This window comes from Schaalia sp. (assembly GCF_050312375.1).
GTDB classification, from domain to species: Bacteria; Actinomycetota; Actinomycetes; order Actinomycetales; family Actinomycetaceae; genus Pauljensenia; species Pauljensenia hyovaginalis.
Genome location: NZ_JBNOYB010000048.1, coordinates 1 through 14,368 on the forward strand (window position 1 = coordinate 1; position 14,368 = coordinate 14,368).

The following is a 14,368-nucleotide window of genomic DNA, read 5'->3' on the forward strand; positions in this document are numbered from 1 at the left end:
AAAGTGAGGACTGCGGCGCTCGCTGCTCCCGGCCCGCTGTCAGCCGCGGCGCATCGGGCGGGATGTCGGCTTCAGGAGATGCGGGTGATGCGGTAGCGCCAGTCGACGGGCCCCGCATCGAGGGTTTCGACGCGGTAATGGGCCTCGGAGGCCTCAAGCCGCCGGAACAGGGGAGCCGGTTGATGCGGGGCGACGATCACGAGGTTCTCCCCGACGGGGATCGCGTCGATCGCGGCGAAGAGAGCGGCGTGGCGCACGAGCTTCGGGATCGAATGGATGACGAGTTCCTCGACGGCGCTGGAGGCGCGGGCACGAGCGGCCTCGCCTCTGTGACCGTGGCCTCCGCAGCCGCAGCCGCCCGCGGTTTTCGCGGCTTCGGGGGCGTCGACCGTGCGGCGACGAGAGTGCCCGCCGCAGCCGCAGCCGCCTGCGCTGCGATCGCCGCCGTGTCCGTGCCCGCCGCAGCCGCCGCCCTCTGCCTTGAGGTTCTCGGGCTTGGTGTCGGCTGCGACGAGCTTGAAGGTCTGGTGCGCGCCCCCGGGGGTCGCGGTGGGCGGGGTGTCGGCCATGATGATCCTTTTCAGGCTCGGAACGATATACCCGGTGGGGGTACCCCGCCAGTCTATGCGCACTCCGCTGGGAGCGCACCGGGGCTCAGTCCTCGCGCAGGGCGAACTCCACCTCGACCTCGACGGAGACATTGAGGGGAAGTGCGGCGACGCCCACTGCGGAACGCGCGTGAGAAGACCCGAAGACCTCGCCGAAGAGCTCCGAAGCGCCGTTGATGACGCCCGCCTGACCGTAGAAGTCCGGCAGAGAGGCGACGAAGCCGGTCAGCTTCACCACCGAGGCCAGACGATCCACTCCCCCGGCGAGCTCGGCGGCGGCCGCGAGCGCGTTGAGGGCGCACACCCGCGCCGCTTCCTTCGCGTCATCCGGGTCGGCGCCATCGGCGCCGACCGCGCCGATGCAGACCGGTTCGCCCGCGACGACGGGGATCTGGCCGGAGGTGCGGATCACGCCCCGATCGAGGACCGCCGGAACGTAGGCGGCGACCGGCGCGGCGACGGGCGGCAGTTCGAGGCCGAGCTCGGCGAGCTTTTCGGAGGGGAGGGTCATGGCGGTCCTTTCGTTTCAGGCGGCTCGGGATGTTCAGCGCCCGGGCATGATGACGGCATCTTCAGGCTAGGCGATCGCGGTCCGATCCGGCCTTTCCTCCGCTCGCACCGCCCACAGTCGATCGACGATGAGCGTGTACAGGATCGTCGATCCGATGCTGAGCCCGAGCACCCACAGGGGCATGCCGGAGTCGTCGAGGGGGTTGGCGACTCCCAGGACCGCGAACACGATTCCGATCATGTTGTTCAGGACGTGCAGGGCGATCGATGCTTCGAGCCCCCGGGTCCGCCAGGCGAGCCAGCCCGTCGCGAGCCCGAAGACGGTGACGTCGACCATGCCCATCCACCCGTAGATGTGGCCCAGCGAGAAGGGGATCACCGCGAGGACGATGGCGAGCAGCGCGGGGACGCCCCAGCCCATGAGGATCCGCAGGAAGAAGCCGCGGAACACGTACTCCTCGGCCGCGCACTGCAGGGGCACGAGGACGATCACGATCGCGAGCAGCAGGGGCGCCCGTTCGAGCGCGCCGGCGGGGACGCCTCCCATGCGGATCGTGTCGCCGATGGACAGCAGGATCGAGGGCGAGAGGACGAGCAGGCCCATGCCGAGGGCCGCGGCGAGTCGCTTCCAGCGCAAGCGCCCCTCGATGGATGACAGGACGCCGATGCCCACGCCTTCGACGACTCGGATGGCGAGCCAGAGGAAGGGGATCATGAGGGCGAGGAGCCCGAAGTTGAAGGTGTAGAACCACGGGTTCGACAGCGAGGCCGAACCGCCCTCGAACAGCTTGAAGAATGAGGCGATGTCGCCTCCCCTCATGACCACGGCGACGGCGAAGACGAGCAGGATGAGCATCATGGTGAAGAACCACGAAACCCCGCCGAGGAGGAGGGTGAGCAGCGGCGTCCACCATCTGCGAGGGCGGGGGCGGTCGGACTTGCGGAGGCGGGAGTGCCCGGGCGCGGGCCAGGGCTGCTTCGAGGCCTTCTCGACGCGCGGCTGTTCGGGGACATGGGGCCGAGGGGCGAGGGGCGGGTACCCGGCCTGAGGGTATCCGGTCTGCGGATAGGCGCTCTGGGGGTAAAGGGCCTGCGGGTATCCGGCGGGAACGCCCGGCTGAGGGGAAAGGGGCTGGGGATTCGCCTGCTGGGGGTGCGGGATTTGGACGGGGTTCGGGGGCTGCGGTGTCATGTCCATGCCCCAAGTCTGACGGACCCGGTCCTTTCACGCCTCATCGGCCCGCATCGCGCCCCATCCCCGTCAGGGCCCGTCCTCATCGGGGGATGCGCGCCCGAAGCGCCGCCGATCGGCGGTGGATGCGGCTCCTGCCGGGCACCGATGAGGCGCGCGCCCCTCGGTGAATCGGGGATTAGAGAAGGCCCGACGCGCGAATTTGTGCCTTCCGTCACCCCCGGTCTCAGGAGGCGACCCCGACGATTCGGCAGGACACCGCGACTTCACCTCGATTCCACCCGCATCGTCGGCACTCGGCCTAGCGTCGAAGACATGGTCGAAGTGAGAATCCACGGTCGAGGGGGACAGGGAGTCGTCACGGCGTCCGACCTGCTCGCGATGGCGGCGTTCACGGACGGGCACCACGCGCAGGCCTTCCCCTCATTCGGTTCGGAGCGCACCGGCGCCCCCGTCGTTTCCTTCTGCCGGATCGCCGATCAGGAGATCCGCACGCGCGAACCCGTCCTCGAACCCGATGTCGTCGTCGTTCAGGACCCGACGCTGCTGTCCGTCATGGACGTCTTCGCAGGCCTGAAGCCCGAGGGCTTCGTCCTGCTCAACTCGACGAAGGACTTCCACGAACTGGGCCTCGATGAGCTCGTCGCATCCCTCCCTCCCGGGCACGCGATCACCCTGCCCGCTTTCGACATCGCGCGCGAGCACGTCGGACGCCCCGTCCCGAACGCCGTGATGCTCGGCGGCGTCGCAGCCCTCACCGGCCTCATCGCACTCGACTCGGTGATCGGCGCGATCCGCCGGCGATTCCCCGGCGGGGTCGGCGACGCGAACGTCGCCGCGGCGAGCGCCGCCTACGGCCTCGTCGCCTCCCGCACCGGTGCGAACACGAAGGAGAAGGCCGATGCGTGAACAGATCGAGGGCTCGCAGGCGATCGCCAGGGCCGTCGCCGCCTGCCGCCCCGAAGTGATCGCCGCCTACCCGATCAGCCCCCAGACGCACATCGTGGAAGCCCTCTCCGCCCTCGTGAAAAAGGGCGGGCTCGAGGACTGCGAATACCTCAACGTCGAATCGGAGTTCGGCGCGATGTCGGCCTGCATCGGCGCCTCCGCCGTCGGCGCGCGCACCTACACCGCGACCGCCTCCCAGGGCCTCCTCTTCATGGTCGAGGCCGTGTACAACGCCGCCGGCCTCGGCCTCCCGATCGTCATGACGGTCGCGAATCGCGCGATCGGCGCGCCGATCAACATCTGGAACGACCACACGGACGCGATGAGCCAGCGGGACTCCGGGTGGCTCCAGCTCTACGCGGAAACGAACCAGGAGGCGGCCGATCTGCACGTTCAGGCCTTCCGGATCGCCGAGGAGCTTTCGATCCCCGTCATGGTGTGCATGGACGGATTCATCCTCACGCACGCGATGGAGATCGTCGACGTGCCCGAAGAAGCGCAGGTGGCCCGCTTCCTCCCGCCCTACGAACCGCGGCAGGTCCTCGACCCGGCGAACCCGGTGTCGATCGGCGCGATGGTAGGCCCGGAGGCCTACACGGAGGTCCGCTATCTCGCCCACCACCGCCAGAAGCAGGCCCTGGAGCTCATTCCTCGGGTCGCGGCCGACTTCAAGGAGGTCTTCGGGCGGGATTCGGGCGGCCTCGTGCGCCCCTACCGCACCGAGGACGCCGAAACGATCATCGTGTCGATGGGCTCAGTCCTGGGCACCATCAAGGACGTCGTCGACGAGCGCCGCGCGCGCGGCGAGAGGATCGGCGTCCTGGGGATCACGAGCTTCCGCCCCTTCCCGATGGACGCGGTGCGCGAGGCGCTCAAGGGCTGCGCGCGATTCGTCAACGTCGAGAAGGCCTTCTCGGTCGGCCTCGGGGGCATCGTCTCCTCTCACTGCCGCAGCGCCGTGCGCGGCATGGGCATCGAGAACTACGAGGTCTTCGCGGGTCTGGGCGGGCGGCCGATCACGAAGGCCTCCCTCCACTCCCTCCTCGACGATCTGGCGGCGGGGGGCCTCGAGGAGCAGACCTTCCTCGACCTCGACCGCGCGCTCGTCGATGCGGAGCTCAAGCGGGAAGCGGCGTCTCGCCGCTCGGGTCCGACCGCGGAGAACGTCATGCGCGATTCGCACGCCCGAACCGACGCCGCCCTCGCACACGACGCGCCGCTAACGGACGACGCGCCGCCCTCGTCGCGGGCGACCGGGGCCAACTGAAAGGAGTCGGGAGATGAGCGTCCAGCCGGGCATCCCCGGGACGCGGGAGACCTCGATCCCCGCGCGCGAGCACGTGAAGTTCTACCAGGTCGGCTCCTACGCGGTCGGCAACCGCCTCGCCGGGGAGGACGACCGCTCCGTCCAGTCCGACCCGAACCGCTGGAACACCCTCACCTCGGGGCACCGCGCCTGTCAGGGCTGCGGCGAGGCCCTCGGCGCCCGCTACGCCCTCGACTCGGCGGTGGCGGCGACGGGCGGTGACCTCATCGCGGTGAACGCAACGGGCTGCCTCGAAGTGTTCTCGACCCCTTACCCGGAGTCAGCCTGGACCGTCCCCTGGCTCCACTCCCTCTTCGGGAACGCCCCCGCGGTGGCGGCGGGCGCGGCGGCGGGCCTGAGGGCGAAGGGGCGCGGAACCCGGGTCGTCGCCCAGGGCGGCGACGGCGGCACGGTCGACATCGGGATGGGCTGCCTGTCGGGCATGTTCGAACGCAATGACGACGTCCTCTACATCTGCTACGACAACGAGGCGTACATGAACACGGGGGTGCAGCGCTCGGGCGCCACTCCCCCGACGGCCCGGACCGCGACGACTCAGCCGGTGGGACCGAACCCGGGCAACCGCTTCGGGCAGGGCAAGGACATGGCCCGGATCGCGATGGCCCACGAGATCCCCTACGTCGCGACCGCGACGGTCGCGGACCTGCGCGATCTCGAGTACAAGGTGACGAAGGCGATGGGCTACCACGGGGCCCGCTACATCCACGTCCTCGTGCCCTGCCCGCTCGGGTGGGGAGCGGCCTCGAACATCACGGTGAAGCTCGCGCGCCTGGCGACGCAGACCGGGCTCTTCCCCGTCTTCGAGGCCGAGGGCGGGGAGATCACCTCGGTGACGAAGATCCGCAGGCCCGCGCCGGTCGAGGAGTACCTGCGCCCGCAGCGCCGCTTCGCGCACCTGTTCAAGGGCGAGGGCGACGCGCAGACCCTCGCGAGGCTCCAGGCGATCGCGGACCGCAACATCCGCCGCTACGGGCTCATCGACGAGGACAAGCTCGACGAGGACGTGCGCGCCCGCGTCCTCGCGGCGCCCGAGGATCCCGAGGGCCGCTACGAGCAGATCCTTCATGCGGCCGCCCAGACGAAGCAGGGCCTCGCCGAGGCCGCTGTCCTCGCCCGGGAGGCGGCTGGCGCGAGCGGAGTGCAGGTGGGTCTTCGCAGACCGCAGGCCCAGACGAGGGCGGCGCTGCGCGCCGACGCCCCGGAGCAGGAGTGAGGCCATGACCATCGAGAAGCAGCCTTTCGCGATCACCCTCGACGTCGGATCGTCCCTGGCGAACGAAACCGGATCGTGGCGCACGGAGCGCCCGATCTACGTCGATCTCCTCCCCCCGTGCAATGCGGCGTGCCCGGCGGGTGAGAACATCCAGCAGTGGCTCTACCATGCGGAAGAGGGCGACTACCGGGCCGCGTGGGCGGAGATCATGCGGAACAACCCGATGCCCGCGACGATGGGACGGGTCTGCTACCACCCGTGCCAGAGCGCGTGCAATCGCGTGCAGGTCGACGAGGCGGTCGGCATCAACGCGATCGAGCGCTTCCTCGGCGACAAGGCGATCGAGCAGGGGTGGACGGTCCCTGTCACCGCCCCCGATTCGGGCAAGTCGGTCCTCGTCGTCGGCGCCGGGCCCTCGGGCCTGTCGGCCGCCTACCATCTGCGCCTGGCCGGGCACCGCGTCCACATCAAGGAGGCGGGCCCGATGGCGGGCGGCATGATGCGCTTCGGCATCCCCTCCTACCGGCTGCCGCGCGGCGTCCTCGACGCGGAGATCCGCCGCATCCTCGACATGGGGGTGAGCATCGAGTACGGCGCGAAGGTGGAGAGCATCGAGGACGAGGTCGGTCATTGGGACGCGATCTTCCTCGCGGTCGGCGCCCACATCGGCCGCCGCGCCTACATCCCGGCGGGCGAGTCGGCGAGGATCATGGACGCCGTGTCCCTCCTCCAGGACGTCGAGGTCGGCGAGAAGCCGATGCTCGGGCGCAGGGTCGTCGTCTACGGCGGCGGGAACACTGCGATCGACGTCGCGAGGACGGCGAGGCGCTTGGGCGCCTCCGAGGCGATCATCGTCTACCGGCGCACGCGCGACAGAATGCCCGCCCACGACTCGGAGGTCGCCGAGGCCGAGGAGGAGGGCGTCATGATGCGCTGGCTCTCGACGATCAAGCACGTCGACGGCGAGACGATGACGATCGAGAAGATGGAGCTCGACGAGTCGGGCTTCCCGCAGCCGACCGGAGAGTTCGAGGAGCTCGGCGCCGACTCCCTCATCATGGCGCTCGGCCAGGAGTCGGACCTGTCCCTCATCGAGAACGCCGAGGGCATCACGATCGAGGACGGCGTCGTCACGGTCAGCGATCAGATGATGACGGGGATCGAGGGCGTCTTCGCGGGCGGGGACATGGTCCCCTCGGAGCGCACCGCGACGGTCGCGATCGGGCACGGGAAGACGGCTTCGCGCTACATCGACGCCTACCTGCGCGGAACGGCCTATTCGCCCGCGCAAAAGCACGCGGACGCCGAGTTCTCGCGCATGACGCCCTGGTACTACGCGGACGCCCCGCATCAGGTGCGCGCCAAGCTCGAGGGCGCGCGGCGGGCCTCCACCTTCGACGAGGTCGTCCAGGGCCTCGACGAGGAATCGGCCCTCTTCGAGGCCCGCAGGTGCATGTCGTGCGGGAACTGCTTCGGCTGCGACAACTGCTTCGGCGTGTGCCCGGACAATGCGATCACGAAGATCCGGCCCGGCGAGTACGAGTTCAAGTACGACTACTGCAAGGGCTGCGGGGTGTGCGCGGAGGAGTGCCCCTGCGGGGCGATCTCGATGGTGCCCGAGCAGGTGTGAGCCCCCTCCCGGGCGCGTTTTCGGGACCGGCCCCGCTGCGGAGCCGGTCCCGAAGACGCCGTTCACACCGGCGCGGGCCTCATCGGGCCCCGGGGCCGCCCGGGGCGACCGGCGCTCCCTGGCCTCCGGGGCCTCCCATAGCCCCGCCCATTCCGGCGGCGGCCTGTCCGGCGGTCACCGAGGTCGAGGAGCCGTCGACCTCGATCGTGTAGTCAGCGCCGTTCGTGATCTCCGCTGAGGCGTAGACGATCGATGCGAAGGCCTTGCTCGCCGTGAAGGAGAGGATCTCCGTTCCGGCCGAGTCCACGATCCTCACCTTCGATCCCTGGGCGCCCGAGAGGGCCGCGGAAATCCAGCCCGCGCCTTCGGTCGAGGAGGGCGCTTCGGCCATGCCGGCGGAGCCGACTGCGAGGAGGGTGCCCCCGGTGACGCTCATGGTGCCGTTGTAGTCGAGTGCGCCGTTGCCGTCGTTCGTCGGGCCCCACACCGTCGTCGTGCCGCCGGTGATGGAGATCGAGCCGTTCGAGTCGAGGCCGTCGCCTCCGGCGTTCACGACGAGGGAACCGCCGGAGATGGTGACCAGCTCGCCGGAGTCGGTGAAGTCCGCCCCTCCCCCGCCCGGGCCCGCCTGGCGCTGGTCCTGCTGCTCAACGGCGCCGGTCTCGTCGGAGGAGGCGGCCGCGGCGGCCGCGCCCGCTTCGACGCTCGTGGATCCGGAGCCGTTGATCCCGTCGTCCGAGGCCGTGATGTCGACGCTCCCGTCGGCGACGGTGATGAGGCCCGCCTCGAGTCCTTCATTCGACTGGGAGACCGTGACATCGGCCCCGTCGAGAACGGCCGCGACCTCGGCATGGATCCCGTCATCGCCGCTGGCGAGCTCGAGGGTCCCCGAGCTGAGGCGGATCGCGCCGTCGGAGTGGAGGGAGTCGTCCGCGGAGTCGACGGACAGATCCGCGCCTTCGACGATGAGGTAGACCCCGGTCTTGACCCCCTTGCTCGAGGTCTCGAGAGCCGCGCCCGTCGAGGCGCCGCCCCCGGATTCGATGTCGATGGAGCCGCCCGCCAGAAGGGCGTCGCTGTGCGCGACGATGCCGTCGCCGCCTGCGACCACGGAGATCTCACCCCCGCGGATCAGGACGTAGCCCGCGGTCGCGTCCTCGTCTTCGTCGGACTTCAGGCCGTCGCCGCCGGACTCGACCGTGATCGTACCGCCGAGCACGCTGAGGGAGTCCTTGCCGCGGAGGCCGTCGTCCCCGGCCTTCACGCTGATGCTTCCCGAGAGGATCGTGAGGTCGTCGGTCGAGGTGATCGCGTCGTTCGCCGTCGAGGAGACTTCGAGGCTTCCCTCGCCCGTCATCGTGAGGTCCATGTCGGCGTAGATCGCGGCGTTCGCTAAGGAGGATTCCGCGGCCGAGGAGGTGTCGACGATGCGCGATGCGCCGGACAGGGAGATCACGAGGTCGTCGCCGGTCTCGGCGAGGATCGCGGCGCCGGAGTCGTTCGTGATCGTGGCCCCGTCGAGGATGAGGACGACTCGGGCGTCCTCGGGGGCGTCGACGACGATCTGCCCTTCGTAGGAGCCGCTGAGCCGGTAGACGCCGGCGGCGCTGATCCTGAGGGTTCCGTCCTCGACGGCGACGGACTCCGAGGTGGAGCTCGCCGAGGTTCCGGCGAGGACGACCTCGACGGCGTCCGAGGAGGACCACTCCTCATCCGAGACGGCGCTGGCCTGGGCGTTCGCGGCGAGGGCTTCGTCCAGGGTCGGCGGGTTCGTCGTATCGCCGGCCGATGAGGACGCGGCGACGGCTTCGGAGGCGGTGGCGGTACTGCTCGCGGCGGCCCCGGCGGAGGAGGCGCCGCTCGTGCAGGCGCCGAGGGCGAGGGCCGCGATCACGGCGAGGGAGGCGAGGGGGCGGCGCGAGCGCTTGAGGGCCCCGAGGGGACGGCGCAAAGTCGCGTGCGGGGCGCGGGAGTCGGTCATGGCTGTTCGTTCCTTTTCAGTGGGTGGGGCCGGGTGCTCGCATCAGGATGCGAGGAGGTGGAGGAGGCGGGGCCTCGTGCTGGAGTCGTGAGAAGGCGGGTCCGCATCGGGGGCGGCCGGAAGGGCGCTCGGCATCCTTCCGGCGCGCAGCGCCCGCTCGCAGCGCTTCACCCCGAAGGCGTGCGCGAGGCTTCTCGTCCATCGGTTCGCGGGGAGTTCCGGGTCGAGCGCGGCGAGGGCGGTGGCGTATTTCGAGAAGCGGACGGGGCGGTGGCCGCGCGACCAGAGGAGGTGGTCGAGGGGCGAGGGCGCCGATCCGGATTTCGTTTCGATGATGACCAGCTCCGGGGCGCTGATGCGGGAGTCGGCTGGGAGGGGGCGCGTGCCCGCTCCGGCGCTTCCGGGGCGCGGCGCGCGCAGGTCCTTCCACTCGAGGCGCTCATCGAGGGTTGCGCGCCCGATGCCCTTCGCCATCAGGAGAGTCGTGCGCATGTAGCGCCCCTCGAGGGCGGGGCCGAGGGCCTCGGCGGGCGGTGCGGCGCATCCGGCGGCCTCGATCGTGCGGCGCGCCCAGAGCGCGCCCTCGGGGGTGAGGACTCCTTCGAGGGCGGCGTCGGGGTCGTAGGGGATTCGTTCCTTGACGGTGCGCCCCCGCGGCCCGCGCGTCTTGACCTCGAGGAAGGCGAGTCCGGAGTCGAGGTAGGAGCGGATGCGGATCTTGTAGCGCCGCCGCCTCGGTTGGGCCGCGCCGCGGAAGGAGTCGAGGCCGGGGGTGTCGAAGTAGGTGGAGGCGTAGGAATGGGCGGTGGCGCCCTCGATGTCGAGGACTCTGGTGGCGCGGTCGAGATCGGCGATGAGGGTTTCGGCCTCTGCGCGCTTCAGCGCGTACTTCCGGTCGACGCGGGTGAGCATCGAGGCCGCGGTGTTGAGCTCGCCGAGGCTGATCCTGCCGAGTTCGTCGGGGATCGCAAGGCTACGCCGCAGTGTCGGGGGTGCGTGCACGGGGTCCTCCTTTCAGGCCGCGCGGGAGTGGACCTCGACGAGGGTGAGGTCGTTGACGAGGTCGATCTTGAGGATGCGGGTCTTGAGGACGTCCGCTCCGAGTCTCGCTTCGAGTTCGGCCACGAGTTCCTTCTCGTCGGCGATGGCGCGGTCGAGCTGGACCTGTTGGCTCCGCTGCGAACCGAGGAGGAGGGGGGAGTCGGCGATGGCGAGAGCGGCGAGGATGAGGGCGATGAGCCCGATGGTCAGCGCATCGGGAGCGCCCGCCATTCCGCTGAGGAGCCCGATCGACAAGGAGGCGAAGTAGTAGGCGACTTCGCGCTGGCTGATCTCCGAGGAGCGCAGCCGGATGATCGAGAGGACGCCGAAGAGCCCGAGTCCGAGTCCCGCCGATACCGTGGCCTGCGTGAGGATCATCGTGACGGCGAGGACGCCGATGTTCACTCCGATGAACGCGGCGACGAGGTCGGCGCGCTTGTGGCGGCGCCAGTAGAGGGGGAGGGCGAGGAGGGTCATCGCGACGAGGTCGATGCCGATCATCGTCAGTGTGGACATCGTGGCTCCTTACGGGTGGTTCAGATGTCCCTATCTGACCCCGGGAGCCTATGAGGCGTCTGTGAGGAGGTTCTGATGCGCGTGTGCTCCGCCCCCGGGCGGGGCGGCGGCGCGGATGTCAGCCTTGTGCGCCGCCCGAGCCCGCATCCTCGACGAGCCACGTCGCGACGAGGGCGTCGGCGGCCGCGCGGAACTCGGCGGCGATGCCGGTGTCGTAGGGGAGGCCGACGAGGGGAGGCTCCTCGGCGGCGCCGCTTCCGGGCGAGGCGGGGGTCGGAGCGCCCTCGGCCCCCGCCAGGGCTCCCCCTGCCGCCTCGGATCCGGGTTTCTCCTTCTGCGCGCGCCTGTCGGCCCGGGCGCAGAGCATCTGGACCTGAAGGCCGTCGGAGAGGGCGACGAGCGCGCGGGCGAGCTCCCAGGAGGGCGCGTCCGGTCGGAGGACGCCCTCGGCCTTCCCGTGCTCGAAGGCCCGGGCGAGCACGTTCACCGCCCGGGCGAGGTGATCGGCGAACCACGCATGCGCGGGGTGATCGGCTGTGACGACCGCGCCGGTCATCGCGGTGAAGAGGGCCGTGCCCTCGATCTCCTCGACGTTGGAGGCGACCAGGGCGCAGAAGGCGTCGAGGACTTCGCGCATGCTCCGATCCCCGTCGAAGACTCCGAGGGAGACCGCTCTCCGGTCGCGCTCGTCGAGGACCGCGGTGAAGAGCTCCTCCTTGGATCCGAAGTGGTGGAGGAGACCGGGTTTCGTGATGTCGGCGGCGCGGGCGATCGTGGCGAGGGAGGCGCCCTCGTACCCCTTCTCCCCGAAGACCTTCAGCGCTTCGACGAGGATCCGCGCGCGCTTGTCCTCACTGCCCGCGCGGGGGCGTCCCGGCCTCCGGTCGACGTGTGCTGTTTCCATCGCTCCTCCTTCGCCCCTGCATGCTCGCACATGAGCCCGCGCCTTTCCGAGGACACGGGGCGGCGGGGCGCTGCGGGGGTTCAGGCCCCGCGGGCGGGGAGCTCGGCGAGCATCGCCTCGTACTGGGCCTCGGTGATCGGCATCCCGGGGAAGCGGGAGAGTCGGACGAGCGGCATCGCGCCCATCATCTCGCCGATCTCGGGGTCCTCGGCGAGGGCGATGAGCCCGGGGGCGTGCGCTTCGAGGAGGGGGCGGCCGAGGGGGTGGCGAGTCCATTCGGCGAGGGTGGAGTGATCGACGAGTTCGGGGTGAGCCGCGTCGGCAAGGACCTCGACTGCGACCGCATGGCGGGAGTCGCGCGAGTGCTCGCCGACGGCGAGGATCCAGCGCCCCTCTTCAACGGCCCATCCGTGAGCGGCGGCGTCCCAGTGGGAGAGGGCGCGCCGGGTGATGGGGAGGTCGATCTCGCGCGATTCGCCGGCTTCGAGGCGGAGTTTCACGAATCCGGCGAGGGACCTCGGTGCGCGGGCGATGCCGGAGGGCGATTCGCGTCCCACGTAGAGCTGGACGATCTCGGCGCCCGCGCGCTCGCCGAGGTTCGTCACGCGGACGCGGATGCTCCCGAGGATGTCGCCGTCGGCCGTTCCCCCGGCGTCGAGGCGCTCGGGGATGGAGCGGATCTCGAGGTCGAAGCGCGTGTAGCCGAGGCCAGAGCCGAAGGGGTGGGCGACGGGTGCGTTCATCGCGTCGAGGCCGCGGTATCCGACGAAGATCCTCTCCCCGTACTCGACGACTCCGGCCTCGCCGGGGAAGTTGAGTTGGGCGGGGACCTGGGCGAGTTCGGCCGGGAGCGATTCGGCGAGCCGGCCTTCGGGGGCGAGGTCTCCGAGGAGCATGTCGGCGATGGCCGAGCCCGCGCCCTGGCCTCCGAGCCAGGCCTCGAGGAGGGCGTCTGCGAGCCGTTCCCAGGATTCGACTTCGACGGCCGAACCGTTGGAGAGGACGACGATGCTGAGGGAGGCCGCTTCGGACACGGCCCGCAGGAGTTCGATCTGCTCGGCGGGCAGTGAGATGTCCGTGCGGTCGTAGCCTTCGGCCTCCTTCTTGGCGGGCAGGCCGAGGAAGAGGACGGCGGTGCGGCCCTCGGCGAGGGCGACGGCGTTCTCCCTCAGGGCCCGGGGGTCGAGGCCCGCGGTCCCGTCCTGGTCCTGAACGCCCGCTGCTTCGGCGAGGTGGAAGCCGGGGGCGAAGGCCACGGCTTCCTCGCCGAGGCGTGCGCGCAGCGAGTCGAGGACGGTGTCGAGGCGGATGGGGTTGACTTGGGAGGATCCTGCGCCCTGGTATCGGGGGGTGCGTGCGAACTCGCCGATGAGGACGAGGGGGTTGTCCTCGGTGAAGGCGGAGGGGCGCAGCGGGAGTGCGGCGCCGCCCTCGGCCTCCTCGTTGCGCAGGAGGACGGATCCGGCTGCTGCGGCGCGGCGGGCGAGTTCGTGGTGGGCGCTCGCGTCGAAGTCCTCGCGGGCGGGGGTGCCGGCGGCGCGCAGGATCATGGTGACGATGCGCGTGGCGGCGGCGTCGAGGACGGATTCGTCGAGTTCGCCTTCGCGGACGGCGCGGACGATCTGCGCGTCGGTGCGTCCGCCGGAGGCGGGCATTTCGAGGTCGAGACCGGCTTCGAGGGCGGGGACGCGCTGGTCGACGGCGCCCCAGTCGGAGACGACGAGTCCTTCGAATCCCCATTCCTCGCGGAGGATCCGCGTGAGGAGCTCGCGGTTCTGGGAGGCGTAGGTGCCGTTGACCTTGTTGTAGGAGCACATGACGGTCCAGGGCTGGGCTTTGCGGACCGTGGTTTCGAAGGCGGGGAGGTAGATCTCGCGCAGGGTGCGCTCGTCGATGCGGGCATCGACGCGCATGCGGTCGGTCTCCTGGTTGTTCGCCGCGAAGTGCTTGAGGGAGGTGCCGACGCCTTGGGATTGGACGCCGTCGACGAGGGCGGCGGCGAGTTCTCCGGACAGGAGGGGGTCTTCGGAGAAGTATTCGAAGTTGCGTCCGCACAGCGGTGAGCGCTTGATGTTGGTGCCGGGGCCGAGGAGGACGGCGACCCCGTTGGCCTTGGTCTCCTCGCCGAGGGCGACGCCGATCTCGCGGACGAGTTCGGGGTCCCAGGTGGAGCCGAGGTTGGCGGCGGGCGGGAAGCAGGTGGCGGGGACGGAGGAGTTGAGTCCGAGGTGGTCGGATGCTCCGGCTTGTTTGCGCAGGCCGTGCGGGCCGTCGGTGAGCATGAGCGGGACGAGGCCGAGGCGTTCGACCCCCTTCGTGTGCCAGAAGTCCCGGCCGGAGGTGAGGGAGGCCTTCTCCTCGAGGGTCATCTCCTTGACGAGGGCGGCGGCGCGGGCGGTGAGGTCTGCATGTGTACTCATGGCGAGCTCCTTCGATCGACACACCTATTCTACCGATCGATAAATAAATAGCAAGGCCCCGTCGCCGAAGCTTCGACC

At 70.4% G+C, this 14,368-nt stretch carries 12 protein-coding genes; 4 read left to right on the forward strand and 8 right to left on the reverse strand.

Translation table 11 applies throughout. The annotated features are described in order from the left end of the window. Positions 1 to 71 precede the first annotated feature (71 nt). The 3 genes from ACQY7V_RS03620 to ACQY7V_RS03630 all read right to left on the reverse strand — a co-directional run bounded on the left by ACQY7V_RS03620 (position 72) and on the right by ACQY7V_RS03630 (position 2,316). Positions 72 to 569 carry a DUF2249 domain-containing protein gene (locus tag ACQY7V_RS03620; protein WP_320785632.1) on the reverse strand — a complete coding sequence of 166 codons (498 nt, stop codon included), beginning with the start codon at positions 567 to 569 and terminating at the stop codon, positions 72 to 74. An 85-nt stretch (positions 570 to 654) separates the two neighbouring features. Beyond that, a complete protein-coding gene (locus ACQY7V_RS03625; RefSeq protein ID WP_235362005.1) occupies positions 655 to 1,119 on the reverse strand; it encodes a RidA family protein in 465 nt (154 codons plus the stop codon). 66 nt (positions 1,120 to 1,185) lie between these two features. Further along, complete coding sequence (locus ACQY7V_RS03630; protein WP_428638952.1) at positions 1,186 to 2,316, reverse strand: CPBP family glutamic-type intramembrane protease; 1,131 nt, start codon at positions 2,314 to 2,316, stop codon at positions 1,186 to 1,188. 309 nt (positions 2,317 to 2,625) lie between these two features. On the opposite strand from ACQY7V_RS03630, the gene ACQY7V_RS03635 reads away from it, so the two are divergent. The 4 genes from ACQY7V_RS03635 to ACQY7V_RS03650 are packed head-to-tail and all read left to right on the forward strand — an operon-like array spanning position 2,626 to position 7,428. Continuing rightward, positions 2,626 to 3,219, forward strand: a complete 594-nt coding sequence (locus ACQY7V_RS03635) for a 2-oxoacid:acceptor oxidoreductase family protein (protein WP_154475722.1) — start codon at positions 2,626 to 2,628, stop codon at positions 3,217 to 3,219. Continuing rightward, the gene (gene porA, locus ACQY7V_RS03640; RefSeq protein ID WP_154475720.1) at positions 3,212 to 4,525 is read left to right on the forward strand and encodes a pyruvate ferredoxin oxidoreductase; all 1,314 of its coding nucleotides are present in this window, start codon (positions 3,212 to 3,214) and stop codon (positions 4,523 to 4,525) included. Before ACQY7V_RS03635 ends, porA begins: the two co-directional genes overlap by 8 nt. 13 nt (positions 4,526 to 4,538) lie before the next feature. Further along, positions 4,539 to 5,798, forward strand: a complete 1,260-nt coding sequence (locus ACQY7V_RS03645) for a thiamine pyrophosphate-dependent enzyme (protein WP_428638955.1) — start codon at positions 4,539 to 4,541, stop codon at positions 5,796 to 5,798. Between the two features lie 4 nt (positions 5,799 to 5,802). After that, entirely contained in the window at positions 5,803 to 7,428 is a 1,626-nt protein-coding gene (locus tag ACQY7V_RS03650; RefSeq protein WP_428638957.1) for an NAD(P)-binding protein, read from the forward strand. 79 nt (positions 7,429 to 7,507) lie between these two features. Here the strand turns inward: ACQY7V_RS03650 and ACQY7V_RS03655 are convergent, their stop codons facing one another. The 5 genes from ACQY7V_RS03655 to ACQY7V_RS03675 all read right to left on the reverse strand — a co-directional run bounded on the left by ACQY7V_RS03655 (position 7,508) and on the right by ACQY7V_RS03675 (position 14,290). Beyond that, positions 7,508 to 9,409: a carbohydrate-binding domain-containing protein gene (locus ACQY7V_RS03655; RefSeq protein ID WP_428638958.1), complete on the reverse strand. Its 1,902-nt coding sequence runs from the start codon at positions 9,407 to 9,409 to the stop codon at positions 7,508 to 7,510. Between the two features lie 42 nt (positions 9,410 to 9,451). Beyond that, entirely contained in the window at positions 9,452 to 10,411 is a 960-nt protein-coding gene (locus ACQY7V_RS03660; protein ID WP_428638960.1) for a VTC domain-containing protein, read from the reverse strand. A gap of 12 nt (positions 10,412 to 10,423) precedes the next feature. Further along, positions 10,424 to 10,966: a DUF4956 domain-containing protein gene (locus tag ACQY7V_RS03665; protein ID WP_277298778.1), complete on the reverse strand. Its 543-nt coding sequence runs from the start codon at positions 10,964 to 10,966 to the stop codon at positions 10,424 to 10,426. A 118-nt stretch (positions 10,967 to 11,084) separates the two neighbouring features. Next, complete coding sequence (locus ACQY7V_RS03670; protein ID WP_184451221.1) at positions 11,085 to 11,870, reverse strand: TetR/AcrR family transcriptional regulator; 786 nt, start codon at positions 11,868 to 11,870, stop codon at positions 11,085 to 11,087. An 80-nt stretch (positions 11,871 to 11,950) separates the two neighbouring features. Continuing rightward, positions 11,951 to 14,290 (reverse strand): glycoside hydrolase family 3 N-terminal domain-containing protein, encoded by a 2,340-nt coding sequence (locus tag ACQY7V_RS03675; RefSeq protein WP_428638962.1) that lies wholly within the window; start codon positions 14,288 to 14,290, stop codon positions 11,951 to 11,953. Positions 14,291 to 14,368: the final 78 nt, after the last annotated feature.

What these genes read in the sequence shown, in the direction of transcription:
- ACQY7V_RS03635 (WP_154475722.1), top strand. Translation starts at nt 2,626, where the DNA reads ATGGTCGAAGTGAGAATCCACGGTCGAGGGGGACAGGGAGTCGTCACG.
- ACQY7V_RS03625 (WP_235362005.1), bottom strand. Translation starts at nt 1,119, where the DNA reads ATGACCCTCCCCTCCGAAAAGCTCGCCGAGCTCGGCCTCGAACTGCCG.
- ACQY7V_RS03655 (WP_428638958.1), bottom strand. Translation starts at nt 9,409, where the DNA reads ATGACCGACTCCCGCGCCCCGCACGCGACTTTGCGCCGTCCCCTCGGG.
- porA (WP_154475720.1), top strand. Translation starts at nt 3,212, where the DNA reads ATGCGTGAACAGATCGAGGGCTCGCAGGCGATCGCCAGGGCCGTCGCC.
- ACQY7V_RS03620 (WP_320785632.1), bottom strand. Translation starts at nt 569, where the DNA reads ATGGCCGACACCCCGCCCACCGCGACCCCCGGGGGCGCGCACCAGACC.
- ACQY7V_RS03665 (WP_277298778.1), bottom strand. Translation starts at nt 10,966, where the DNA reads ATGTCCACACTGACGATGATCGGCATCGACCTCGTCGCGATGACCCTC.
- ACQY7V_RS03630 (WP_428638952.1), bottom strand. Translation starts at nt 2,316, where the DNA reads ATGGACATGACACCGCAGCCCCCGAACCCCGTCCAAATCCCGCACCCC.
- ACQY7V_RS03670 (WP_184451221.1), bottom strand. Translation starts at nt 11,870, where the DNA reads ATGGAAACAGCACACGTCGACCGGAGGCCGGGACGCCCCCGCGCGGGC.
- ACQY7V_RS03650 (WP_428638957.1), top strand. Translation starts at nt 5,803, where the DNA reads ATGACCATCGAGAAGCAGCCTTTCGCGATCACCCTCGACGTCGGATCG.
- ACQY7V_RS03675 (WP_428638962.1), bottom strand. Translation starts at nt 14,290, where the DNA reads ATGAGTACACATGCAGACCTCACCGCCCGCGCCGCCGCCCTCGTCAAG.
- ACQY7V_RS03645 (WP_428638955.1), top strand. Translation starts at nt 4,539, where the DNA reads ATGAGCGTCCAGCCGGGCATCCCCGGGACGCGGGAGACCTCGATCCCC.